The 23,294-nt window shown below is 70.8% G+C and carries 24 protein-coding genes; 9 read left to right on the plus strand and 15 right to left on the minus strand.

The features are described from left to right. Positions 1–227: 227 nt before the first annotated feature. From KBX43_RS11520 to KBX43_RS11540, 5 genes are all read right to left on the minus strand, one after another. A complete protein-coding gene (locus KBX43_RS11520; RefSeq protein WP_069088061.1) occupies positions 228–836 on the minus strand; it encodes a hypothetical protein in 609 nt (202 codons plus the stop codon). Beyond that, on the minus strand, positions 827–1,369 hold the full coding sequence (locus tag KBX43_RS11525; RefSeq protein WP_043327238.1) for a hypothetical protein: 543 nt from the start codon (positions 1,367–1,369) through the stop codon (positions 827–829). The genes KBX43_RS11520 and KBX43_RS11525 overlap by 10 nt, the downstream gene beginning before the upstream one ends. Before the next feature lie 102 nt (positions 1,370–1,471). After that, positions 1,472–3,820 (minus strand): sodium-translocating pyrophosphatase, encoded by a 2,349-nt coding sequence (locus tag KBX43_RS11530; RefSeq protein WP_043327240.1) that lies wholly within the window; start codon positions 3,818–3,820, stop codon positions 1,472–1,474. Between the two features lie 306 nt (positions 3,821–4,126). Then, on the minus strand, positions 4,127–4,564 hold the full coding sequence (locus KBX43_RS11535) for an ATP-binding protein (RefSeq protein WP_043327241.1): 438 nt from the start codon (positions 4,562–4,564) through the stop codon (positions 4,127–4,129). Next, the gene (locus KBX43_RS11540) at positions 4,564–4,914 is read right to left on the minus strand and encodes an STAS domain-containing protein (RefSeq protein WP_013283649.1); all 351 of its coding nucleotides are present in this window, start codon (positions 4,912–4,914) and stop codon (positions 4,564–4,566) included. The genes KBX43_RS11535 and KBX43_RS11540 overlap by 1 nt, the downstream gene beginning before the upstream one ends. 133 nt (positions 4,915–5,047) lie before the next feature. Between KBX43_RS11540 and KBX43_RS11545 the strand changes: the two genes are divergently transcribed. From KBX43_RS11545 to KBX43_RS11555, 3 genes are all read left to right on the plus strand, one after another. Continuing rightward, positions 5,048–7,543: a DEAD/DEAH box helicase gene (locus KBX43_RS11545; protein ID WP_210884362.1), complete on the plus strand. Its 2,496-nt coding sequence runs from the start codon at positions 5,048–5,050 to the stop codon at positions 7,541–7,543. 244 nt (positions 7,544–7,787) lie between these two features. Then, entirely contained in the window at positions 7,788–7,994 is a 207-nt protein-coding gene (locus KBX43_RS11550) for a hypothetical protein (RefSeq protein ID WP_043327245.1), read from the plus strand. 141 nt (positions 7,995–8,135) lie between these two features. Further along, entirely contained in the window at positions 8,136–8,714 is a 579-nt protein-coding gene (locus KBX43_RS11555) for a hypothetical protein (RefSeq protein WP_030503750.1), read from the plus strand. Between the two features lie 74 nt (positions 8,715–8,788). On the opposite strand, the gene KBX43_RS11560 is transcribed toward KBX43_RS11555, so the two are convergent. The 7 genes from KBX43_RS11560 to ssd all read right to left on the minus strand — a co-directional run bounded on the left by KBX43_RS11560 (position 8,789) and on the right by ssd (position 13,902). Beyond that, positions 8,789–9,172, minus strand: coding sequence for an Rv3654c family TadE-like protein (locus KBX43_RS11560; protein ID WP_113972184.1), 384 nt, complete (start codon positions 9,170–9,172; stop codon positions 8,789–8,791). Further along, positions 9,169–9,579, minus strand: coding sequence for a TadE family type IV pilus minor pilin (locus KBX43_RS11565; RefSeq protein ID WP_369830107.1), 411 nt, complete (start codon positions 9,577–9,579; stop codon positions 9,169–9,171). The genes KBX43_RS11560 and KBX43_RS11565 overlap by 4 nt, the downstream gene beginning before the upstream one ends. Positions 9,580–9,671: 92 nt before the next feature. Further along, positions 9,672–9,839 (minus strand): DUF4244 domain-containing protein, encoded by a 168-nt coding sequence (locus KBX43_RS11570; RefSeq protein WP_013283643.1) that lies wholly within the window; start codon positions 9,837–9,839, stop codon positions 9,672–9,674. 22 nt (positions 9,840–9,861) lie between these two features. After that, complete coding sequence (locus KBX43_RS11575) at positions 9,862–10,590, minus strand: type II secretion system F family protein (protein ID WP_210884364.1); 729 nt, start codon at positions 10,588–10,590, stop codon at positions 9,862–9,864. After that, positions 10,590–11,603, minus strand: coding sequence for a hypothetical protein (locus tag KBX43_RS31500; protein WP_247677328.1), 1,014 nt, complete (start codon positions 11,601–11,603; stop codon positions 10,590–10,592). The genes KBX43_RS11575 and KBX43_RS31500 overlap by 1 nt, the downstream gene beginning before the upstream one ends. Then, complete coding sequence (locus KBX43_RS11585) at positions 11,600–12,802, minus strand: TadA family conjugal transfer-associated ATPase (protein WP_166455713.1); 1,203 nt, start codon at positions 12,800–12,802, stop codon at positions 11,600–11,602. Before KBX43_RS11585 ends, KBX43_RS31500 begins: the two co-directional genes overlap by 4 nt. Then, positions 12,799–13,902, minus strand: a complete 1,104-nt coding sequence (gene ssd / locus KBX43_RS11590; protein ID WP_210884366.1) for a septum site-determining protein Ssd — start codon at positions 13,900–13,902, stop codon at positions 12,799–12,801. The genes KBX43_RS11585 and ssd overlap by 4 nt, the downstream gene beginning before the upstream one ends. Positions 13,903–14,159: 257 nt before the next feature. Between ssd and KBX43_RS11595 the strand changes: the two genes are divergently transcribed. The 3 genes from KBX43_RS11595 to KBX43_RS11605 all read left to right on the plus strand — a co-directional run bounded on the left by KBX43_RS11595 (position 14,160) and on the right by KBX43_RS11605 (position 16,398). Then, positions 14,160–14,855, plus strand: coding sequence for a hypothetical protein (locus tag KBX43_RS11595; RefSeq protein ID WP_113972189.1), 696 nt, complete (start codon positions 14,160–14,162; stop codon positions 14,853–14,855). Positions 14,856–14,906: 51 nt separating this feature from the next. Continuing rightward, positions 14,907–15,872 carry a phosphotransferase enzyme family protein gene (locus KBX43_RS11600; RefSeq protein ID WP_113972190.1) on the plus strand — a complete coding sequence of 322 codons (966 nt, stop codon included), beginning with the start codon at positions 14,907–14,909 and terminating at the stop codon, positions 15,870–15,872. Positions 15,873–15,987: 115 nt separating this feature from the next. After that, complete coding sequence (locus tag KBX43_RS11605) at positions 15,988–16,398, plus strand: hypothetical protein (RefSeq protein WP_247677329.1); 411 nt, start codon at positions 15,988–15,990, stop codon at positions 16,396–16,398. A 35-nt stretch (positions 16,399–16,433) separates the two neighbouring features. On the opposite strand, the gene KBX43_RS11610 is transcribed toward KBX43_RS11605, so the two are convergent. The 3 genes from KBX43_RS11610 to KBX43_RS11620 all read right to left on the minus strand — a co-directional run bounded on the left by KBX43_RS11610 (position 16,434) and on the right by KBX43_RS11620 (position 19,029). Further along, positions 16,434–17,165, minus strand: a complete 732-nt coding sequence (locus tag KBX43_RS11610; protein ID WP_043327259.1) for a hypothetical protein — start codon at positions 17,163–17,165, stop codon at positions 16,434–16,436. Between the two features lie 425 nt (positions 17,166–17,590). Next, a complete protein-coding gene (locus KBX43_RS11615; protein WP_210884367.1) occupies positions 17,591–18,220 on the minus strand; it encodes a hypothetical protein in 630 nt (209 codons plus the stop codon). A gap of 53 nt (positions 18,221–18,273) precedes the next feature. Next, the gene (locus tag KBX43_RS11620) at positions 18,274–19,029 is read right to left on the minus strand and encodes a hypothetical protein (RefSeq protein ID WP_210884368.1); all 756 of its coding nucleotides are present in this window, start codon (positions 19,027–19,029) and stop codon (positions 18,274–18,276) included. A 650-nt stretch (positions 19,030–19,679) separates the two neighbouring features. Here KBX43_RS11620 and KBX43_RS11625 point away from each other — a divergent pair. The 3 genes from KBX43_RS11625 (at position 19,680) to KBX43_RS11635 (ending at position 23,289) form a co-directional block, all read left to right on the plus strand. Beyond that, entirely contained in the window at positions 19,680–20,486 is an 807-nt protein-coding gene (locus tag KBX43_RS11625; protein ID WP_210884369.1) for a ParB/RepB/Spo0J family partition protein, read from the plus strand. A gap of 351 nt (positions 20,487–20,837) precedes the next feature. Then, positions 20,838–22,226 (plus strand): DNA cytosine methyltransferase, encoded by a 1,389-nt coding sequence (locus KBX43_RS11630; RefSeq protein ID WP_210884370.1) that lies wholly within the window; start codon positions 20,838–20,840, stop codon positions 22,224–22,226. Continuing rightward, the gene (locus KBX43_RS11635; RefSeq protein WP_210884371.1) at positions 22,180–23,289 is read left to right on the plus strand and encodes a hypothetical protein; all 1,110 of its coding nucleotides are present in this window, start codon (positions 22,180–22,182) and stop codon (positions 23,287–23,289) included. The genes KBX43_RS11630 and KBX43_RS11635 overlap by 47 nt, the downstream gene beginning before the upstream one ends. Positions 23,290–23,294 lie beyond the last annotated feature (5 nt).

Here is a 23,294-nt window from a genome sequence, read left to right on the forward strand (position 1 = left end):
CGTGTTGCGCCACCCGGACCACGGGCGGTCCGGATGTCCAACGTAACGCGCCGTCCGCGTTCCGGGTTTCGTGGGCGGCAAACGGGCCGCTCTCCCGGCCACCGCCGGCCGCACCCTGCCGGACGGCGTCACGGTACACCGTGGGTAGGGCGGCAGGCGTGTCACTGTGACGATCGCGTACACCCGGCGGAGCCGTCTCCGGGTGTCCGGGTTCGGACACCGGACGGTCAGCCGGGCGCGCCCGGCCACTCCGCCGCCGGCGCCGTGACCGGCCGTTCCCCCACCAACTCGGCCAGCCGCGACATGCGCCGCCCGCCGATCCGGAACGCGGGCCCGCCCTCGTCCGGCTCCACGAACGCGGCCGGCAGGCCGACCGCCGCCAGCGCGGCGCGCACCACCGGCCAGCACGGCTCGTCGGCCGGTCCGAGCCGCAGCCGGAACCCGGCCGGCTCGGCCGTGCCGGCCGCGGCCGCCCAGAGCCGCAGCCGCCGCCCGTCCAGGTGGAATCGGGCCGGTGGCCGCTTCACCGCCCCGCGCAGCCAGGCCCGCGCGAGCGGCGCCAGCATGCTCGTGTACGCGGTGCGCACCCGGTGCCGCCCGTCCTCGGTCGGCTCCCAGCTCGCCGGCACGCCCCGGGCGCCCAGCTCCGCCACCAGCACGTGCACCCGCCAGGCGGCGTCCACCACCACGGAGATCCGGGCCGTGCCGCCCATCCGCCCCACCTCACCCGGCCCGGCGAGCAGGCCGGCGAGATCCGCTAGCGCGGGATCGGCCGCCTCGGTGGAGAACAGCGAGGGCTGGCGGGCCGGTTTCGGGGTGGGAGGGGTCAGCGACACTCCGGGACCTCGTCGAAGGCCTCTTTCAGCTCGGTCGAGTTGAGCTTGCTGGTGTCCAGCGCGCTCGCGTCGTACTCCTTGTTGAGCGTGTCCACGGCGGCGCGCACGCCGTCGTAGAACGGGCCGGCCTGGGCGGTGTCGAGCCCGTCGATGGCGGACCGGGCCCGGCCGTACGCGTCGCGCATCTTGCTCAGCGACCCCAGGAACCCGGCGGACACCTCGGCGCCGCGCTCGGCCTCGGGCACGCCCGCCTCCTCGACCTTGCGCCGGGCCGTCTCGCTGGCCTGCTCGGCGCCGGCGAAGAGCCGGACCAGGTTCTCCTTGGCCTGCGCCGGAGTGGTCTGCGCGGTCATCTGCTGCTGGGTGCTGCTGGTCAGCTTGGAGATCTCCGCGCGCCACGGGGTGAGCGCCTGGCACACCGACGCGGCCCAGACCCGGGGGCTCGGGCCGCCGCCGCACCCGGCGACGACGAGGACCAGCGTGGCCAGGACCACCGTGAGCTTTCCGGCGGTTGCCGCCCGGCGCGTACGCATGCGTTGCAGCGTACGACCTCCGGGCGGAACCGCCACCGCTCAGGTTTGCCGGGCACGGGGCTCCCGGCCGGCCGGGACCGGCCGGGAGCCGTCGCGTGGACCTCAGGCGTTGACCGTCTCCGGGCGCTGGTCCGGCTTGCCGGCGTCGCTGTCCGAGTCGGTCATCGCCACGCCCTTGCGCTTGCTGAACACCACGGCCCCCGCGATGATCAGCGCGGCGACCACGGCGATCGTGATGCGCAGCGGGTTGTTCTGGTCGTTGCCCACGCTCCAGGCCACCACGGCCGGCGCGATCAGCAGCGAGACCAGGTTCATCACCTTGATCAGCGGGTTGATCGCCGGGCCGGCGGTGTCCTTGAACGGGTCGCCGACGGTGTCGCCGATGACGGTGGCGGCGTGCGCGTCGGAGCCCTTGCCGCCGTACGCGCCGTCCTCCACCAGCTTCTTGGCGTTGTCCCAGGCGCCACCGGAGTTGGCCAGGAACACCGCCATCAGCGTGCCCGCGCCGATCGCGCCGGCCAGGTACGCGGCCAGCGCGCCCGGGCCGAGGCCGAAGCCGACAGCGATCGGGGCCAGGATGGCCAGCAGGCCGGGGGTCAGCAGCTCGCGCTGGGCGTCCCGGGTGCAGATGTCCACGACCTTGCCGTACTCGGGCCGCTGGGTGCGGTCCATGATGCCGGGCAGCTCACGGAACTGGCGGCGTACCTCCATCACCACGGCGCCGGCCGAGCGGGACACCGCGTTGATGGCCAGGCCGGAGAAGAGGAAGACCACCGCGGCGCCGATGATGAGGCCGACCAGGTTGCGGGGGTTGGCGACGTTGAGCGAGTTGAGGATCTCGTTGCCGACGTCGTTCACGCCCGCGTCCTCGTACGAGGAGCGCAGCGTGTCGGTGTACGAGCCGAACAGCGCGGTGGCGGCCAGCACGGCGGTGGCGATCGCGATGCCCTTGGTGATCGCCTTGGTGGTGTTGCCGACGGCGTCCAGCTCGGTGAGCGTCCGCGCGCCGTGCTCGTCGATGTCGCCGGACATCTCGGCCACGCCCTGCGCGTTGTCGGAGATCGGGCCGAACGTGTCCATGGCGACGATGACGCCGACGGTGGTGAGCAGGCCGGTGCCGGCCAGCGCGACGGCGAACAGCGACAGCGTGATCGAGCTGCCGCCGAGCAGGAACGCGCCGAACACGCCGGCGCCGATCAGCAGCGCCGAGTAGACGGCCGACTCCAGGCCGACGCTGATGCCGGCGAGGATGACGGTGGCCGGGCCGGTCTGCGAGCTCTTGCCGATGTCCTGCACCGGGCGCCTGTTGGTCTCGGTGAAGTAGCCGGTCAGCGCCTGGATCGCGGCGGCCAGCACGATACCGATCACGACCGCGCCGATGGCCACCAGCCGCGGGTTGCGGTCGACGTCGGTCAGCCCGCCCTCCAGCTCGGCGAACGTGGCCGGCAGGTAGGCGAACGCGGCGATCGCGACGAGCACCGCGGCGATGAGCGCGGAGAGGTAGAAGGCCCGGTTGATGGCGGTCAGGCCGTTGCGGTCGCTGGCGCGCAGCCGGGTGATGAAGACGCCGACGATCGCGACGAGCACGCCGATGGTGGAGATGATCAGCGGGAAGACCAGGCCGGTCTCACCGAACGCGGCCCGGCCCAGGATCAGCGCCGCGACGAGCGTGACCGCGTACGACTCGAACAGGTCCGCGGCCATGCCGGCGCAGTCGCCGACGTTGTCGCCCACGTTGTCGGCGATGGTGGCGGCGTTGCGCGGGTCGTCCTCCGGGATGCCCTGCTCGACCTTGCCGACCAGGTCGGCGCCGACGTCGGCGGCCTTGGTGAAGATGCCGCCGCCGACCCGCATGAACATGGCGAGCAGCGCGGCGCCGAAACCGAAGCCCTCCAGCACGGTCGGGGCGTCACCCCGGTAGATCAGCACGACGAGCGCCGCGCCGAACAGACCGAGGCCGACGGTGAGGAAGCCGACCACGCCGCCGGTGCGGAAGGCGATCTTCATGGCGCCTTCGCGTCCGCCTTCGCGCTCCCGCGCGGCCGCTGCCACCCGCAGGTTGGCGCGGGTGGCCAGCCACATGCCGGCGCCGCCGATGAACGCGCTGAACAGCGCACCCACCACGAAGAACGCCGAGCGGCCGAGCTTCACCAGCGTTTCGTTGCCGTCGGTGTCGTGCACCGGCAGCAGGAACAGCAGCACGACGGCGATCACGACGAAGATCGCCAGCGTGCGGAACTGCCGCAGCAGGTACGCCGACGCGCCCTCCTGCACCGCGCCGGAGATCTCCTGCATGTTTGTGGTTCCCTTACCGGCCGCCAGGACCGCCCTGGTGAGGGCGGCCGCGAAGACGAGCGCCACCAGCGCGATGACCGCGGCGATGACGACGTACGTCACGTTGGCTCCGGTAAGGGACAGTGCGCCGCCGTCAGCGGCCAAGGTCCCGGACATCTATGTCCTCCTGTACCGAACAACTCGCGCCGGCCGGTGGAGACGCACGGGCCGACGCCTGGATGCGGACTCGCAAGCGCGCGCCAACCCACTCCGGCGGACCGTTCCCGCTGGCTACGGGACGGGATCACTTGCTGACAACCCGGGTACTGTAGCCCTCCGGCGTGGCGAGGGTCACAGGCAGGGGGCACCGTGTCTCGATGATCTTCGTAACTGTGTTATACGAAGAAATCTGATATATGGCCCGGTCAACACGACGAGGCCGCGCTCCCCGTGCGGGGAACGCGGCCTACGTGAACGGAAAGGTCAGGCGCGTCCGGCCGGCCAGGTCATCCGGACCTCGGTGCCGACGCCCTCGTCGACCGGGCGGACCTGGAGGTCCTCCACGAAACCGGCGAGCAGCGCGAAGCCCACCCCGGTGGTGAGCGCGTCCTCGCTCAGCGACTCCTTGGCCAGCTCGTCCGGCCCGAGCGCGGCCAGGCCGAGGCCCGCCTCGATCGGCGCCCGGTCCACCACCCGGACCGTGTAGCCACCGGTGTCGGACATCTCCACGTACACCGGATCCGCCAGGCCGTACTGCCGGTGCAGCGCGACCGCCCGCGTGCACGCCTCACCGATGGCCAGGCGCACCTCGTCCAGCAGGTCCTCGCGTACGCCGGCCCGCCGGGCCACCGCGACGCCGACCAGGCGTGCGGTACGCACGTGCACCGGGGCCGGAGAGAAGGAAAGCTTGACGGTGGCCATCACGCGCCGGTGGAGTCGGCGGCGATGGCCGCGTCGACCGTCGGATGCAGCGGGAAGACCTGGTCCAGGGCGGTGATCCGGAAAATCTTGAGCAGCGGCTCCTTGTCGCAGACCAGGGCGAACGAGCCGCCGGCCGAGCGCAGCCGCTTGAGCGCGCCGACCAGCACGCCCAGTCCGGTCGAGTCGAGGAAGTCCACCCGACCCAGGTCGACCACCACGTGGCGGGCCCCGCCGTCGATCAGCTCAAGAAGCCGTTCCCGCAGGCGGGGGGCGGTGTAGACGTCCACCTCACCACCGACCTCGAGCACCGTGTGCTCCCCCACGGCGCGGGTCGCCAGCGACAGCTCCATCGGCCCCTCCTCGGTAAACTCTCCAGGGCATCTAACCATCCCCCGTGCGGCCCTCTCGGATCACCGGCCACGCCCCTCCCTTACCCCCACCCTGCGGTTCCCAATTCCGAACACCAGTGCGAGAGTGCAGGACGTGACCGACCACAGCCCCGGCCCGCGGCGTGCTCCGGGTGAGCTGCTGCGCCGGCTGCGGCTGCGGCACCCCACCGACCCGGTCACCCACGTCGAGCGCGTCGCGGCCCGGGCCGGCGAGCCGGTCGGGTGGCCCGGCTGGGCGCCGGAGGAACTGCGGGCGGCGTTCGCGCGGCGCGGCGTCACCGCCCCGTGGCGGCACCAGGCCGAGGCCGCCGAGCTGGCGTACGCCGGCAATCACGTCGTGGTGGCCACCGGCACGGCGTCCGGCAAGTCCCTGGCGTACCAGCTGCCCGCGCTGAGCACGCTGCTCGCCGACCCGCGCGCCACTGTGCTCTACCTGGCGCCGACCAAGGCGCTCGCCGCCGACCAGCTCCGCGCCGTCGCCGGTCTCGACCTCGACGGGGTACGCCCCGCCACCTACGACGGGGACACTCCGCGCGCCGAACGGGAGTGGATCCGGCGGCACTCCCGGTTCGTGCTGACCAACCCGGACATGCTGCACCACGGCATCCTGCCCGGCCACGCCCACTGGTCCGGGTTCCTGCGCCGCCTCGCGTACGTGGTGGTCGACGAGTGCCACACCTACCGGGGCGTCTTCGGCTCACACGTCGCGCACGTACTGCGGCGGTTGCGGCGGCAGTGCGCGCGCTTCGGGCGTACCCCCGTGTTTCTGCTGGCCTCGGCCACGTCGGGTGACCCGGCGACGGCGGCCGGGCGGCTCACCGGCCTAGCAGTCACCGCCGTCACCGAGGACACGTCGCCGCGTGGCGGCGTGACGTTCGCGCTCTGGGAGCCGCCGCTGCTGCCGCCCTCCGACTCGGCTCCCGACGCCGACCTCGTCCAGGTCCGGCGCTCCGCGCTGCGGGAGACCGCCGACCTGCTCGCCGACAGCGTGGTCGAGGGGGTACGCACGCTCGCGTTCGTGCGGTCCCGCCGGGGCGCCGAGGTGGTCGCCGCGAACGCCCGGCGGTCGCTGGACGAGGCGGTCCCCGGCCTCGGCGAGCGGGTGGCCGCCTACCGGGCCGGCTACCTGCGCGAGGAACGCCGCGAGCTGGAACGGGCGCTGCTGCACGGCGACCTGCTCGGGCTCGCCTCCACGAACGCGCTCGAACTCGGCGTCGACCTGGTCGGGCTGGACGCGGTGCTGATCTGCGGCTGGCCCGGCACCCGCGCGTCGCTGTGGCAGCAGGCCGGGCGGGCCGGGCGCTCCGGCGACGAGGCGCTCGCCGTGCTGGTGGCCCGGGACGACCCGCTCGACACCTACCTGGTGCACCACCCGGAGGCGCTGTTCGGGCGGCCGGTCGAGGCGACGGTGCTCGACCCCGCCAATCCGTACGTCCTCGCGCCGCAGCTCGCCTGCGCCGCCCACGAGTCCCCGCTCACCCCCGCCGACCTTGACCTGTTCGGTGAGGGCGCGAAGGAAGCGGTGGACTCGCTGGTCGAGGCGGGGGCGCTGCGGCAGCGGCCCACCGGCTGGTACTGGCGGCACCGGGAGCGCCCCGAGGTCGACCTGCGCGGTGAGGGCGGCGCCCCGGTCTGCGTGGTGGAGGAGTCCACCGGCCGGCTGCTCGGCACCGTCGACGGCGGATCGTCGCACTTCCTGCTGCACACCGGCGCGGTCTACCTGCACCAGGGCGTCTCGTACGTGGTCGACTCACTCGACCTGGCCGACGGGTGCGCGCTCGTGCACGCCGAGGAGCCGGACTGGTCCACCCACGCCCGCGACGTCACCTCACTGTCGGTGGTGTCGGTCCGCTCGTACGTGGACGCCGGCCCGGTCGGTCTCTTCCTCGGCGAGGTGGACGTGACCAGCCAGGTGGTGTCGTACCAGCGGCGGCGCATCGCCACCGGCGAGGTGATCGACACCCGCCCGCTCGACCTGCCGGCCCGGGAGCTGCGCACCGTCGCGGTGTGGTTCACGCTCTCCCCCGAGTCGCTGACCGCCGCCGGTGTCGAGGCGGCCGACGTGCCGGGCGCGCTGCACGCCGCCGAGCACGCCGCCATCGGCCTGCTGCCGCTGATGGCGACCTGCGATCGCTGGGACATCGGTGGGCTGTCCACCGCCCTGCACCCGGACACCGAGGCGCCCACGGTCTTCGTCTACGACGGGCATCCCGGCGGGGCGGGTTTCGCCGAGCGGGCGTACGGCACCGCCGCCGCCTGGCTGCGCGCCACCCGGGACGCGATCGCCGAGTGCGGGTGCGAGACCGGGTGCCCGTCGTGCGTCCAGTCCCCGAAGTGCGGAAACGGCAACAATCCGCTGGCGAAGGCAGAGGCGGTGAAGGTCCTCGACGTGGTGCTGGTGAATCTCGCCACGGTCGGCGGCCCGGACGCGGGTGCCGACCCGGACCCGCCCACCTCTGGCCCGGAGGCGGACGGCCCGGAGGCGGGTGCCGGCCCGGACGCGGGCGGCCCGGGGAGCGGCGAGGTGTTGCCCCGGCAGGGCGACCGGGTGGCCCGCCCAGCTCAGACGGCCGGTGGCCCACCCGCCTGACCTGGTCCGCGCCCGTCGGGTGGGGCCTCCCGCCAGTTCGGGGAGGTTGCTGTATCGGCGGGTGCTGGACCCCGACACTTCGCCGAACTGGTGTCGATCAAGGTGGGCCGTGGCCCCGGGGGTCTGGTTGGTGGGACGGGTGCATGAGGGCAGGGCCCTCGGGGCATTGATGTATGGGAGCGCTTCCATGCATCATTTCCGGTAGCGCAGGTGACCCCAGACCCGTCCCGCCGGAGGTGCCGCCGTGGCCGACACGATCGCCGAGACCGTCGAGTTGCTCTACACCATCGACCAGGAAAACCTAACCCCCGACCAGCAGATCGCGCTGGGCACCGCGCTGGCCACGCTCGCCCAGGCGGAGCGGCTGGAGCAGATCAACGAGCGCCTGCGCGGCATTCACCAGGTGCTGAACAGTTGGGCGATGAAGGCCACGGTCGACGGCGGTCGTTGACCTTTCGTCGTCGTTCGCCTTGTGGGGTGGGTGGGTGCCCGGAAGCCGGAGGCCCTCGCGAGCGGTGATCCTGGCGCGAGCGGGGGCAAGCGGCGGCGGGCCTGCTGTGCGAGACTCCGGCGACCCCTCGAAGGAGATCTGATGTCGCTCGACAACCTGCAGGCCCATAACCGGTTCATCGTCCGACAGCGGATCCGGATGATGGTCAACCAGTACGAGGTGCACGCCGCGGCACCCGACGGCTCCGAGGCCGGGCTGCTCGCGTTCGCGCAGCAGAAGCGGCTCGCCTTCAAGGAGCAGGTGACCATCTACACCGACGACTCCAAGCAGTACCCCCTTCTCGGGTTCAAGGCCCGGCAGCGGCTCGACCTCGGCGCCACATACGACGTGACCGACCACGCCGGCAACCCGATCGGGCTGTTCCGCAAGGACTTCGCGCAGTCGCTGCTGCGCTCGACGTGGCACGTCGAGCAGCCCGGGCTGCCGCCGGCCACCGGGCAGGAGCGCAGCCTGCCGGTCGCGCTGCTGCGCCGGTTCGTCGACTCGCTCTCCTGGCTGCCGTACCACTTCGACTTCGTGGCCGGTGGCCAGCCGGTGTTCTCGGTCGACAAGAAGTGGGGCCTGCGCGACCGGTACGTCGTCGACATCCACCACCCGCAGATCGACCGGCGCCTGGTCATCGCGATGGCCGTCGGGTTGGACGCGCTCCAGTCCCGCTGACCCCGCGCCACCTTTTCCACCACCCGCCGGCCGAGCCGGGAGCGCCAGCGATCGACGCCCCCGGCTCGGCCGCCTCAACCGTCGGTGTCCCGGGCCGGCCCGGCCCGGGACGTCGCGGTGGCGTCCCGGGTCAGCCCGGGCAGCGGCTCGACACGTACCCGCGCCGTGACGATCAGATCGAGCCCGTCGATCCGGCAGCCGGTCATCCGGCCGCCGTTGGCCGCCACCAGCTCGGCCGCGCGAGCGCACGCGCCCTCGACGCCGTCGAGCACCCGCCCGGCACCGGCGAGCGCCCCGAAGTCCGCCGCGTTGCGGGCCTGGTGCCGAGCACAGCGGGCGGCCCCGAGCGCCGCGCCGAACATCCCGACCAGCACGAACACCAGCCCGATCGCGAGCAGGCACACAGTGGCTCCGCCCCGCTCGGCGGCGGTTCGGCGCGACGCCCGGACGGCCGTCACGGCACCGGCCCCGGCGCGCCGGGTTCCACAGCCGCCGCCGCCTGCCCCGACACGCTCAGTCGCGGCAGCAGCGCGCCGAACGTCCGGACCGGCGCCCGAACCGTCGCCGTGACCCGGTCGCCTGCCACAGTCACCGACACCTCGGCGCCGTCGGGCGCGTACCGCTGGCCGGCGACCTCGCCGGACTCGCCCCGGGCCGCAGCGAGCGCCGCCTCCCGGGCTGCGTCGACGCAGCCGACCCGGGTACCGACCGCGTTCACCGCCGTCAGCCCCGCGACGAGCAGCAGCATGAGCGCCGGCAGGCCGGCCGCCAGTTCGGCGGTGAAGGAGCCCCGCTCGCACGCTGCCCACGAACGTCCCCGGCGGAGCAGGCGGACGAGGGCACGCCCGACCGCCCCGGCCCGGATGCCGGCAGCGCCGCGGATCGGGCCCGCTTCGGCCGGGACGCCCAGCGGGTGCGCCGGAGTGGGAAACCAGCGGTCGGCCCACCGGCGCCGGATCACTTCAGGGCCCGGTCGATGACGGCGGTCAGCGCGGACTGCACGTTGCCGGAGGTCAGCACCTTCAACAGGATGCCGGCGAAGGCGACCGCGGCGAGCGTGCCCACGGCGTACTCGGCGGTGTTCATGCCGGCGTCACCCCGCAGGCGGGTGAGGAGTTTGCGCATGTCGTAGTCCCTTCTCGATGGTTCACAGCACGTCGCCGAGAACAGCGACGATCACCGGCACCAGACCGGCGAGAATGAAGGCGGGCAGGAAGCAGAGCCCGAGCGGCAGCACGATGAGCACGCCCGCGCGCCGGGCGGCCGCCTCCGCGGCGGTCGACCGTTCGGCGCGGAGGTCGTCGGCGAGCCGGGTCAGCGCGCGAGCCAACGCGGCACCGCTGTTCGACGACCGGACCGCCGCCGCGACCACGGGTTCGGCCCCGGCCACGCAGCTCAGGTGCGCCCATGCCTCGGTTGCCGTACCGCCCAGGCCCAGCGTGCGGCCCACCCGGCCGAGCCGGTCAGCGAGCGGACCGCCGAGCGCCTCGGCGACCGCCAGCGCCGAACGGTCGACCGGCGCGCCCGCCCGCAGCGCGGCGGCCAGCAGGTCCGCGGCCAGCGGCAGATCGGCCGTCTCCCGCAGCCGTCGGTCCCGGACGGCGCGCGGCTCGATCCGCCGGAGCAGGCGATCGGCGGCGACACCGGCCAGCAGCCCGAGGAACAAACCGGTCCAGCCGCCGACCACCACCGGCACGGCCAGCCCGGCCAGCGCCGCGCCCAGCCGTACCCGATCCGGCCACCACGCCGGGCGGGGCCGCCGGGGCGCCGGGGCGAGCCGGCGCAACCGCCGGGCCGGGCGGGCCACCGGAACGGCGACGAGCAGGAGCGACGCGGCGCCACCGAGGCACACGGCGGCCAGCACCTGGCGGGACATCAGACGGCCCGCCTGGGTGTGACGCCGAGCCGCTCCGCCCAGAGCAGCCCGCCGACCTGCAACGCGACGGCCGCCAGCGCGCTGCCGCCACCTACCTGCGTGTGCAGGAGCACCGCCACCGGGTCCACCCCGATGCCGTAGCCCAGGCCGATCCCGCCCAGGGGCAGCGCGGCGAGCAGCCAGGCGGTCGCCCGGGCCCCGGCGGCCTGGGCGGCGGCAGCGGCGAGCCCCCGGTCGGCGGCGCGGGCGTCGGCCTCGATCCGTTCCAGCAGGTCGGCCAGGGGCGCTCCGGTGCGGTCGGCCAGCTTCCCGGCGGCCCGGGCCAGGCGCGCGACTCGGCCCGGCCCGTCTTCCAGGTCGGCCGGCAGCCCGGCCCGCAGGTCGGCGGCGACGGCGGCGAGCCGGTCGAGGTCGCGGCGGTGCGCGAGCGCGGCCGCCCTTCGGGTACGCCGACGCAGCACCGCCCGGGCCGCGAGGACGCCGTAGGTGGCCAGCGCCAGGGCCGCCACCGGACCGCCGAGCAGCGCCCCGGACACGGCGCCGAGCAGCGCCGCCACGGGTAGCGCGCGTCGAGGCGTGAACAGCGTCGGCGGACCGGCGGCCCGGTCGCCGTCCGCCCCTAGCGTCCCCGGGCCGAGGCCGACCCACCGCCGTGCCCGATGCGCCAGCGCGGACGCAGGCCCGAGGCCGGCCCGCTTCCCTGCCCGTTGCGCCGGCTCGGGAGCAGGCCCGCCGCCGGTCCACTGCCCTGCCCGGTCGGCGGCAGGGCCGGGGCTGATCCACTGATGTGCCGGGTGCCCGGCTCCGGGCCGACGTGGTTCCCGAGCGCGGCCCGGTGGCTGGCCGGACGACTGCGGCCCGGCGTCGAGCGGACGGCGCGAACCGCCTGCCCGCTGGGCCGGGCCGCCGCCCAGGACCGCCAGTCGCCGGGCGCGACCCGCGCGTACCGGCCAGGCGACGGCCGCTGCCGCGACCGCGAGAAGCAGCGCCACCAGCCCGAGCTGCGCGGTCACGACGGTTCCGCCCCGGGCACCTGGAGGACCGGCGGCACCGGCACACCCCGCTGCCGCAGCAGGGCGCCGAGCGCACGGGCCGCCGGACCGGGACCCCGCCCTCGTACCCAGGCCGGAACCACTGTCACCACACGGTCGGGGCCGTCGGGCAGCAGCAGGCCGATGGAGTCCAGCACCCGTCCCTCGCCGGTCCGGCGGAGCTGGAGGACGACCTGCAGCGCGGCGGCGACCTGCGCGTGCAGTGCGAGGCGCGGCAGACCGCCGAGCATCCCGAGCGCTTCCAGCCGGGCCGGGACGTCGGCCGGAGCGTTCGCGTGCAGCGTCCCCGCCCCGCCGTCGTGGCCGGTGTTCAACGCGGCGAGCAGGTCCACCACCTCGGCGCCCCGGCACTCGCCCACGACCAGCCGGTCCGGCCGCATCCGCAGTGCCTGCCGGACCAGGTCACCGAGCCCTACCGCCCCGGCGCCCTCGACGTTCGCGGTGCGCGCCTGCAACCCGATCACGTGCGGGTGCACCGGCCGCAGCTCGGCGGCGTCCTCCACCAGCACGATCCGCTCGGTGCCGGGCACCAGCCCGAGCAGCGTGTTGAGCAGCGTCGTCTTGCCGGAGCCGGTGCCGCCGCTGACCAGGTACGCGAGGCGGCCGGCCACCACTGCGGCGAGCAGCGGCGCGACCGGCCGGGCAACCGTGCCCCGGTCCACCAGCTCGTCGAGGGTGAACGGCCGCTGCCGGAAGGTACGCAGCGACAGGTACGGCCCGTCGGTCGCCACCGGCGGCAGCACGGCGTGCAACCGGGTGCCGTCGGGCAGCCGCGCGTCGGCGTACGGCGCGGCGTCGTCCAGCCTGCGTCCGGCAGCGGCGGTGAGGCGCTGCGCCAACCGGCGCACGTCGTCGAGCGTGCCCAGCGGCACCGCCACCTGACGCAGTCCCTGCCCCCTGTCGACCCAGACCCGTACCCCGTTCACCAGCACGTCGGTGACCTGCGGGTCGGCGAGCAGCGGCGCGAGCGGACCGGCGCCGATCAGGTCGTCGTGGACCCGGTCGGCGATCCGCAGCAACGTGGTGTCGCCGAGCACCGCGGTCGCCGGTTCGGCGCGTACGGCCGAGACGATCGCCGCCGGGGTGACCGGCGTCGCCTCGGCGGCGAACCGGTGCCGGACCCGGACGGCCAGTTCCCCGGGGTCGGCCGGCCCGGTCATGCCGCACCCGCCGCCGACGACCCGACCAGCTCGTCCACGAGCCGCTGACACAGGACGGCGAGTGGGCCCTTGCCGCTCGCGCCCGGCGCCTCGCCCCGCTCCAGCCCTCGGCACAGCCCCGGCTCGGGCCGCAGCGTGCCGGCGAGCGGTAGGCCCAGCGCCCGGGACACCTCGGCCGCGCGGAGCCGGCCGGGCGCCGGGCCGCGCACGATCACCGACAGGTCGACGCAGTGTGGCGCGGCGAGGGCGGCGACCCGGGCCGCCGCGGCTGCCGCCCGCAGCTCGGCCGGTACGACGACCAGCGCGCGGTCGGCGGCCTGGAGCGCGATCACCGCCGCGTCGTCGAGGTGCCGGGGCAGGTCGAGCACGACCAGGTCCCGCCCGCGACGGCCGGCGTCGACAGTGGCGGCCATCGCCTCGGCCGGCAGGTGCCGCAGGTCCCCGCGATCCCAGGAGAGCACCACCAGGTCGCCTCGGCTGGGCAGCGCGCGGACCAGCGACGGCGGGTCGACGCGCCCGTCCGTGCCGGCCAACTCGGGCCAGCGCAACCCGTCGAGCTGCTCCCACCCGAGTACGAGATCGAGGCCTCCGCCGAGCGGGTCGGCGTCCACAAGCAGCGTGCGCAGGCGTGACCGGGCCGCGGTGACGGCGAGCCCGCCGGCGAGCACGCTGGCCCCGGCGCCGCCCCGCCCGCCGAGCACCGCCACCACCCGCCCCGACGGCGGACCCACCGGGCCGGCCCCGCATTCGGCGAACCGGTCGATCAGCCAGGGCTCGGCCGCCGGCAGTGTCGCGACGTGCTCCGCGCCGATCAGCTCGGCCAACTCCGTACCCGGATCGAGTTCTCCGGAGCGACCGACCAGGACCGTGCGGGCGCGGCGGGGAAGGCGTGCCCGCAGGCAGGCCGCCGCCTGGTCGGCGCCGATGAGGACCAGCGGCGCCGGCGCCCAGCGGGCCCGGGCGGCCGCCGGGTCGGCGGCCAGTTCGACCTCGGTGCCACCGGCGGCCGCGAGTCGCAACAGCTCGTCGAGAAGGTCGCCGTCGGAGGTGACGAGCAGAGGCAGGCGACGGTACGGCGGGAGCGGAGTGCGGGGCGGCATGGCTGTCTCCCTCGGTCGGACTCGGACGTGCCCGGCAGCCTGCCCGGCCGATGAGCCGAATGCGGGAGATGTGGACTCCCCTGTGGACGGCGGAATGCGATGTGGACAGACCTCGGCGGAGGAGTGGATCTGCTATGTGGCGCGAGGGTTGAGCAGCGAACGCACGGTCAGCCATTGACTACGGGGATGATCAGTAACGGATAATCGGGGACCCCTCGCCGCTCCATGGACGGCACCGGCTTTGCGGATTCGAGGCCATGACCGATTCATCGCATCCCCTCGCGATTCCCCCACCTCCGCGCCACGCGCTGCCCGACGGACCGACCGGCGGCGAGGCCTGGCTGCGCGATCCGTCACCGGCAGCGCTCGCCGCGATCGCGGTCGGGCTCGTGGTAGTGGTGCTCGCCAGCATCGTCAGCGCCTTCGCGACGCCCCGCCGCCCCGACCTTCCACCGCCGATCGAGGGGCAGGCGATCCTGGCATCCCCGGCGCTGTCCAAGGGGGCCGCGGAACCACCGGAGGCGTCCTGGTCGCCGCCGCCGGTGTCGCTCTCCAGCCGCTCCGTCCTGCCCACCCGGACGGCCGAGCCGAGCCGGTCCGCCGCTCCGACCAGCCGGCCGGCGTCGCCGAAGCCCTCGCGTTCCCGGCCGAAGCCGCCTGTCATCGGGCCCGACGAGCTCAGACCGCTGTCGCCGTCACGCGAACGGAGGCTGCGTTCACACGGCGGCGGACCGGAGACGTTCATCGACTTCGTCAACGCCCGGCGGGAGCGCGTCGCCGTCTACTGGCTCAACTACGAGGGGCGGCGTCAGCGGTACGCGCTGCTCGAGCCTGGGCAGTCCTACCGGCAGCAGACGTACGTCGGTCATCCCTGGGTGGTCACCGACGAGCGCGGCGGAGCGCTGGTGTGTTTCGAGCCGGCCAGGCACACCTCGCGCGCGGTGATTCGCTGACCCGACCACAACTCGCTTGCCGGCCGGGACCCCGGCTGCGACGCTCCGGCCGTGATCGACAGACCTGGCGTCGACGAGCCGCTGCTGGCCGCCGAGGTGGCCGCCGCCTGGGCCCTGAGCGTCGCCGACCTCGTGTTCCTGCCGGTGGGGCTCGACGGGAACGCCTGGGCGTACCGGGTGGACACGACCGGCGGTGCGCGGTACTTCCTGAAGCTGCGCCGCGGCGAGTTCACAGGGGCCGCCGTCGCGCTGCCAGGATTCCTCCGCGCGCGAGGCCTCCGGCAGGTCGTCGCGCCGATCGACCTGCCGGACGGCGGCGCCGTACACGGCTTCGAGGGCTACCGGCTGCTGCTCTACCCGTTCCATGAGGGCGGCAGTCTGTGGGCTCGCGGTCTAACCGACCGCCAGTGGATCGGGTACGGCGAGTTCCTGGGCCGGCTGCACCAGGTCACGCCGAGCGCCGAACTCGCCGCCGTCCTGCCGGTGGAGACCTACCGGTCGACCGCGGGCGACCGGCTGCGAACGCTCGGCGATCAGGCCGCGGCGAGCGACGCCCTCGGCGCGTTCTGGAAACGGTACGGCACCGCGCTGCACCGATTGGCGGACACGGTGGATGAGCTTGCGTCCGGTGTCACGCGCGCTCGGCACGTCATCGCCCACGCCGACATCCACCCGGGCAACCTGATCGCCGACGGCGACGGTCCGCTACACGTCGTGGACTGGGACGCGCCGATGCTCGCGCCGCGCGAGCGGGACCTGATGTTCGTCTACAGCCGGGACTTCGGCGACCACCCGGCCGACGCGCGCCGGGCCGAGCTCTTCCGGCGGGGCTACGGCCCGGTCGAGCCGGATCAGAGGTTGCTGAGTTACTACCGCGGCGAGCGACACCTCGACGATGCCGCCGAGTTCCTTCGCAGCATCCTGAGGCCCGGGGCCAGTCCGGAGTCCCGGGCCAACGACCTGCATTGGCTCACCCGCATCGCCGAGGCCGTCGCCGACCCCGCCTACGCGCCGTGAACAGCTACTCTGGCCGCCCTGCCGACATCTGACGTTGCGAGGTGACGTGCACAAGAGCCCTCGTCCACAGGATTGGACGGTCCGAGGTCTCCCCCTGCCCACCACGCTGGCCACCTTGCTGGAACAGGACCGTTGGCGGCACCCCGGAGACCACGTGCTCCGGAGCGTCATGCCGTGGTTCGAATACCCACTGATGTTCCCCACCAGTCTTGACGGAATGCGGTTCGAGAACAATGCCCTGGACCTCTTCGCCGACGACGCCCCGTTGTCGCAGCTGTTTCGAGTGACCCGCGGCAGCCGCATGAATCGTCCGGTCGCCCTGCCGTGGCTCGATGCCGATCGCGCGGTGTTCATCGCGGTCAACCGGGACCCTGGAGACGATGTAGCCCTCGCGCTCGACTACCGCACCGACGTCGCCGACCCGAGGGTCGTCGCCAGTGACTTCTGGACCGACCCCACCCGATGCTCCTGGCGGCTGGTGGCGCCCAGGTTCACGCAACTCCTCACGGCGCTCGGCCTCACCTGACCGGGCACGCGCCTGCTGGTCCGCCCGTCGGCGGGTCAGGAGCTAATCTCGTGCATCGTTCCGTCCGGCCCCATGCGGTACCTCCGCGGCGGTCCCATGGCTCGCAGTGCCTCCGCATATGCGGCCTGACGGGCGGCCTGTTCCTCGCCGGACGGGTCGCTCACGCGGAAGCCGTGCAGATGAACATCGTCGGGGTCGATGTCGTCGGGGGACGGACGGCCCTCGACGACGAAGCCGAACAGCGCACGCAACGCTTCCTCGCCGAGGTCGAGGGGATGAAACGGCAACGGGTACGGGCCCGGCTCGACGCGATGCTCACCGGCCCAGTACGGCAGCTCGAAGTCGTACGGCTCGCCGATGTTCTCCTGGATGCTGCCGCCGGGCGACAGGCTCAGCGATCTGACCAGTACGCCGTCCTCCCACTCCGCGAAGCCGAGCCAGTCCACGGCAGAGTGCATCCCGTGCATGATGATTCGCCGGCCTGCTCCGGCCAGGCGAAGGTGCTCCGGCAGCTCGGACGGGCGGTCGAGCATGACCCGTCGGTCGCAGTACAGCTCCGCCCCGGCCAGCACGGTGGCGTACGTGACACCGTCCGGCGGGTAGACGCCGTCGAGCAGGGTGTCGTCGTCGGCTGGTTCGACGACGTGGCCGGGGTGGACTCGACGTATCAACGCCTCGACTTCGGCTCGCGCCGATCGCCCGGCGCCACGCAGCGCCGGACGAATGTCGCCGTCAGTAAACGCCAGCAGTGCCGTCTTCGCGCCCACGCCGTTCCTCCCCGTACCGCAGAAAGCCACCTCGGACGATCATGTCGGCCTGCTGGTTCTGCGACAGGGCCTTGAGACCGATCTGCAACCAGGCCGGAGTCCGGGCATCGCGGGAAGCCGTACGGTTTCAGCCCGCCCGATGCCGGGGACGCCACCCGTAGGCGACGGGGAGGGGCTGTGACCTGCGGCGGAACGCTCACGGCGCAAAGGGACGACCCCCGTCGGGGGGATACGGATACACGCTGCCAACCGTTGTCGGGCCGTACCGACCGGCGTGGGCATGTAGGTGACAGCCGACGTCCCGTGGCATCCGGGATCGGCTCTGGTCGACGCTCATGCTGCCTTCTCGCTGCCTCGCCGCAGCCCAACGTCTCGCTCCGAGAGACTCCCCGCACTGCCGCACTCGACGCCGTCTCGCTCGATGACTACCAGGGGTCCGGGCACTCCTCAGGCTCGCCGTTATCGACGCGAATCCACGAGCGGCCGTTGACATCGATGAAGCGGACCTCTATGCGCGTTCCGTCTTTGGCCGCGATGCCTGGCAACAAAGCATCCGGATGGAAGTGCTTGCTTGCGCTTGCCGCCTGGCCGCCCGGTCCAATCACCTGGATGAGGTTGAGCGAAGCCTCGTCACGAGCAGATACCACTTTGACCGCAACCCGGTGGATATGACCAGGACCATAGTTTGAAACTGTCACATTGAGGTTGCTGAGGTATCCGAAGTCTACTCGCCCGCTAAACCCGAGCCCGGACGTGAAGACTGCCCGAGCAGGAGCCTTCATGGCATCGAGGCGTTCCTGCTCGATTCGCGCACGATCCGCAGCAGCCTCGGCTCGCTCTCGGGTAGCTTCGGCCCTGGCCTCGACAGCCTCCCGGCGCGCGATCGCCGCCTGCCGCACCTCGTGGAGTAAGAGACCAGCTGTGAGAATGGCTGCGCCGAGGCCCGCAATGACACCGACGACGCTGCTCCACCCCTGCATCCAGTCGGTGACCTTGGGAGGCTCTTGCCCACTCGGTGGGTGATAGGTACGCGACACGACCACCATGAGCAGCACGGCTGCAACCGTCGCCAACAATGCGCAGCCAATTAGGGCCTTGGTTTGTGGTCTCACTGACCAACCCTCACGCGTGCGATCAGCTCCTGCGCGTCTGGCCCAGGCCAACCCCCCGGCCATGGGCACGGACGCCAAAACTGGTACCAGCGCTTTCGTTCGGTGCGACTGCGCTGCCACCAGCGTCGCCCCTGACCGAGATCGTCGCGTGCGGCGAGGACGAAGTCACGCTGGGCAATGCCCAGCGCGCGCAGGCACTCTTCAAACTCCGCGCTCCTCTGTCGCCAGCGGGTCTGAGCCGCACGCAAGCTGTTGAGCCGGTAGCTAAGGTACGCCGACTTCCGCATCAGGTCGGCGAGCTCGGGCCGAGAGTCGGCCTGAGCGAGCGCCCATTGATGATGACGGGCCGGCCGTCCGACGGGCATCGTCTCGTACAGGTGGCCGATTAGCGTGGCCACCTCCTCGGCCACCTTGCGTGGCGCCGGGTTGCCCACCATGCGAATCTCAGACAATGCGCCAAGCATGGTTGCCGTGCAGGCGCGGGCCGAACCCAGCTCACGTACCAGCGTGGGCTGCATCTGGACCATCTGAAGGCGAGTGGCCACAGCTACCTCCAGGCCGAGCATGTGTTGAGCCCACGTCATTGAGTCCATGGACGCCCGCTGAAATGCCAGGTACGCGGCGCGGCGCTCCTCGCGGTTGGCGCGGCTGCGCCGCTGCACAGGTGGTATCGCACTGGCGACAGCCTTTAACAGCGAGGAGGCGTTGCCCAGGACGGCAGTGGCTGCGGCGGGGGTGACAAGCGGATCCATGACCAACCGATCCTCGCACTGATAGGCAACACCGTAGATCCTCGGCTACTGACTCACGGCCGCCGAAATGTCGTCGCGCTGGGCGCAGCCCTGGTAGAGCGAAAGCCTGCGTGCCGCAGGCGTGCGCGGACGTCTCGCTTACAAGCTCTGTACGAGCTGTCTGACGTTGTCTGTCCGCGTTCGCGACCTCGGACGACTGCTCCCGTCCGGCCGCTGCCGGCCGTTCTCGTCCCCGCCCGTTGCTGTCGCCGTTGCTGTCAACAGCTACTCGCTCGATCATGTCGGCTAGTACAGGGCCGCAGGCCCGCTCACTCTGCCGGCATTCTCTGGCGGTGCAGACACCGGCCAGCCCTGATCCGTGCGGTGCAGAGACCTTACGGGGTGGGCTTTCACGGCTCGAACGCCCGATCTAGAGCATGTCCGCGACGTTGCCCACCTTGATCTACTGCACAGAAAGCTCTGCGGATGGCCCTTCCAGACGACACCTGCTCCTCCGAACGATCAAGACCGGTAACACTGAGTAGGCCCCTACGTCGGGTTGGGCTTGTTGCTCCGCGTCTGCTGTGTCACATTGGCTGTGCGCTGCATCCCTTTACTAGGCATCAAGCCGACTTTCCCTTTGAACGTGGCGCAGAAAGAGGGGCGGAGCTATGGCCCGAAGCAGGTACCCCTACGTGCTTCCCGAGCACAACGTCGACTATGGCGTGGTGGTCGCGGTCGGCGATCTGAAGGTCGACCCCCAGGCACAGCGGACTCTGAACGAAAAGCGCGCGCAGGGAATCGCCGCGAACCTCGTCAAGGAAGCGGTCGGTTCGATCGTGGTGTCGGAGCGAGCCACCGGTGAGAGGTTCATCGTCGATGGCATGCACCGGCGGCGGGCATGTGAGCTGGCGGGCATCCCGAATATCACGTGCGAGGTCCACTACGGGCTGACCCAGCAGGAGGAGGCCATCCTCTTTCTGATCAAGAACCGGGAGTCCAACAAGCCGAACGCGTTGGACGAGTACAACGTCGGTCTTACCGCCGGCCTGCCGCTGTTCGTCGACACCGATGCGGTACTCAAGAACCACGGACTTGGGCTCGGGTCGAGCTCGACGAACTCGGTGGGAGCTGTCGCAGGAGTTCTGCGGATCACTGACACCTTCGGTCCAGAAACTCTCGACCGAACGCTCAGCGTGGCCGAAGAGGCGTGGGGCCGATCCAAGGACGCATGGGACGGTGTCCTTCTCGGAGGGCTGAGCACCTTCCTCGGCCGCCACGGCGACGCCGTAAACGACAGCGAGCTCGCCAGGAAGCTCGGCAAGAAGCCGGCCTTCCACTGGGTTCGGGACGTGCACACGGTGGCCTCCTCGGGAGGCATCCACAACACCGGCACCGGCTCGCGCGTCACGACGTGCTACCAGCTGATGCTGAGGGAGTGGAACAAGGGCCGCCGTAAGAACCTCATCGCCGCGTAGTTCGACGCCGGGCTGACCTGTGAGCTCGTCGCAGTCAGCCCCGGCTGTCGTCACACTCACCTCTTTATCATCGACGAGATTCCGTGGAGCAAACTCCCGCGTGGACCCCGCGGAGGAGCACTGACGCCGGCTGGGCACTGGTGCCGCCCGCCAGCCCACGTCGACGAGCTTGCGTTGCTGTCGAGATCACAACCTCAACGGCTCAACTCCGCTGCCCCCGAGGAGCCAATGAACTAGCCCGCACTTGACTGTCAAGGTGCGCGGCAAGGAGACGTTGTCAGTCGGGTCAGCTAAGGTTCACCCGGTGATGGGCGAGATCCCTCCGGTAACCCTACGTGAGGATGGGCTCACATGACGAGCAGAGCGGGCGAGCGAAGTCGAGCGTCCAACGAGCCACGCCATGCCCGTCCGTTGCGAGTTGTTGATTTATTCGCTGGCGCCGGTGGCTTGTCGCAAGGCTTTCGGCAGGCAGGCTTCGATATTGTTGCAGGCAGCGATTTTGACCCAGATGCAATGGCGACCTACAGCGCCAACTTCCGGGACGCGGCACCTGTAGTAGGCGATATTCGTGACGAGGACATACGGGCACGGGTTCTCGATGCAGCTAGCGGCGTTGATGTCGTAGTTGGCGGGCCGCCCTGTCAGGCATTTTCGCAGGTACGTAATCACAGCCGCATCATCGACGACCCCCGCAACAGTCTCTACCGCGAGTTTGTTCGAATCGTGGGAGAGGTCAAGCCACAGGCGTTCCTTATGGAGAATGTTCCGGGGATGGCCCAGATGGGGGTCCGCGAGCAGGTCCAGCAGGATCTATCGCTCGAAGGGGAGTACGTCGTGCTTCCCCAACTCGTTGATGCTGCCGACTTCGGAGTCCCTCAGACACGTAAGCGTCTCCTGTTCATTGGTGTTCGACGTGACCTGAACTTGGACCCCCCGACGCTTACGGGTACCGGCATTACCACACTAGTCCAGCTCGCCCGGCGAACAGACAATCCGACGAGGTACCTCCTGCAGGCGCGGGAACAACTCGGCACTGACCTCGGAGCCGCACTTGCTGATCCTTTCGATTCGACAGCAGTGACGGCTTCTCAGGCGATCAGCGATCTGGCTTACCTCACTCCAGGACGTCGTGAGGACGTCCTGGAGTACGAACTTCCGGAAGCCGACTCTTCCTATCAGAAGCTGATGCGTAGCGACAATTTGAGCAGCTCGGGTCTAACGAATGTAAGTGTCCCCCGAGTGCGCGCCGACACCGTAATGCGGCTAGAGGCCATCCCCGCAGGAGGAAATTATCGAGACCTCCCCGAAGAACTCCTTGAACGATATCTTACCGGCGACAAGTGGGGGCCTCATAATGGCTCAGGCCGCATTAGCCGGCGCCATTTCTATGCCTACCGGCGACTCCATCCGGATATTTGGGCCTGGACGCTAAACACCAAGGCCGATTCGGTGTATCATTATTCGGCGCATCGGTGCCTCAGCGTTCGCGAGTTCGCACGGCTCCAATCTTTCCCTGACCACTTTCAATTTACGACGGATCAGCGACGCGGGCTAATCCCTGGCCGAATGGACGGCGGGGCCGCCCATTCGAAGTATCGGCAGGTTGGCAACGCTGTGCCCCCCTTGCTTGCATACGCTGCTGCCCAAGCAATGTCGTCCCGTCTACTTCAGTCAGCAACGGGAGACACCCCCAGTGATCGACGAACTTCCCGCAAACGTCGAGCCCAGCAAACTCGTTAAGTATGCATTCGGGCAGGAGAATCGACGCAGTCTCTTGGACCGTTATTTCGACTCTCGCGAGCCAGTAACACCGGACAACGCTTGGCGGCACGTATACCACCTCTTAATGTGGATCGACCCAACGATTGGTTTGGCTCATTGCTACGAGTCGGATAAGTGCCAACCTGGTCGTCCTTGGTATGGCAGGTCGCTGGCCTTTCATATCTGGCTGTCGAAGCAGTTCGAGATTTCGCCCAGGGAACTGAACGAGAAGATAGATATCTTGTTCACTTGGGCAGCCAGCGACCTTACGGCCTTCGCAGCAAGCCAGCGCGAAAAGTATGCCAGAAACGCCGAGGACCAGCGGAAGGTTTATCTTCCAGAGGACCTTCCACTGCCAGGAGAAGATCCAGAGTTCCTTGACCTGGTCGACCAGTACCTTCGGCCGTGGTTCCGGGAAGCGCCCGACTTGGCAACCCTCAGGGCACTGGCCTCAAGCGTTCGGGCGTATGTCGGCCAAGAGAACAAGCGAAAAAATCTCGTTGGCGAAGGATTTGAAGACACCCTCGCCGCAATCCTTCATCGGATTCCGGGGGTCGCTTCGTCGTACAACATCATGGTAAGGCCAGTCTTGCATGACATTCCCGGCTTCTACCCGCCGCGGGGACAGGACAAGGCTCAGCAGGTGGATTTAGCACTAGTCAGGAAGTCTGATAACCATCGTTCTCTTATCACCTGCAAGTGGTCGTTCCGCACCGACCGGGAAAAGCAGTTCCCGAATGAGCACGCAGCTTATACTGACCTTCAGTCGGTAAATAAGCCATTCGACTATGTGCTACTTACAAATGAATTCGATCCAGCTCGCCTGGCATCCGTTTGTGAGCGGACGCGCGAGGTGCACCCCTTGTTTAAGACGGTGGTGCACGTTAATCCGGCTGGCCCCTTGGTCGCTTATGCTGCCCCCGGTCCAGACAGGAGCAAAGGCGGCATGGCCAGGTCTAAGATGTACATTAGTTCCGGCAGAATCGAGGGCTTGGACGGCTGGCTTGCAAGGCTGGCTGCTGGCGGCGAAGTCACAGGTTAAGAGTT

It is taken from the genome of Micromonospora sp. C41, from assembly GCF_018070485.1.
GTDB classification, from domain to species: Bacteria; Actinomycetota; Actinomycetes; order Mycobacteriales; family Micromonosporaceae; genus Micromonospora; species Micromonospora chalcea.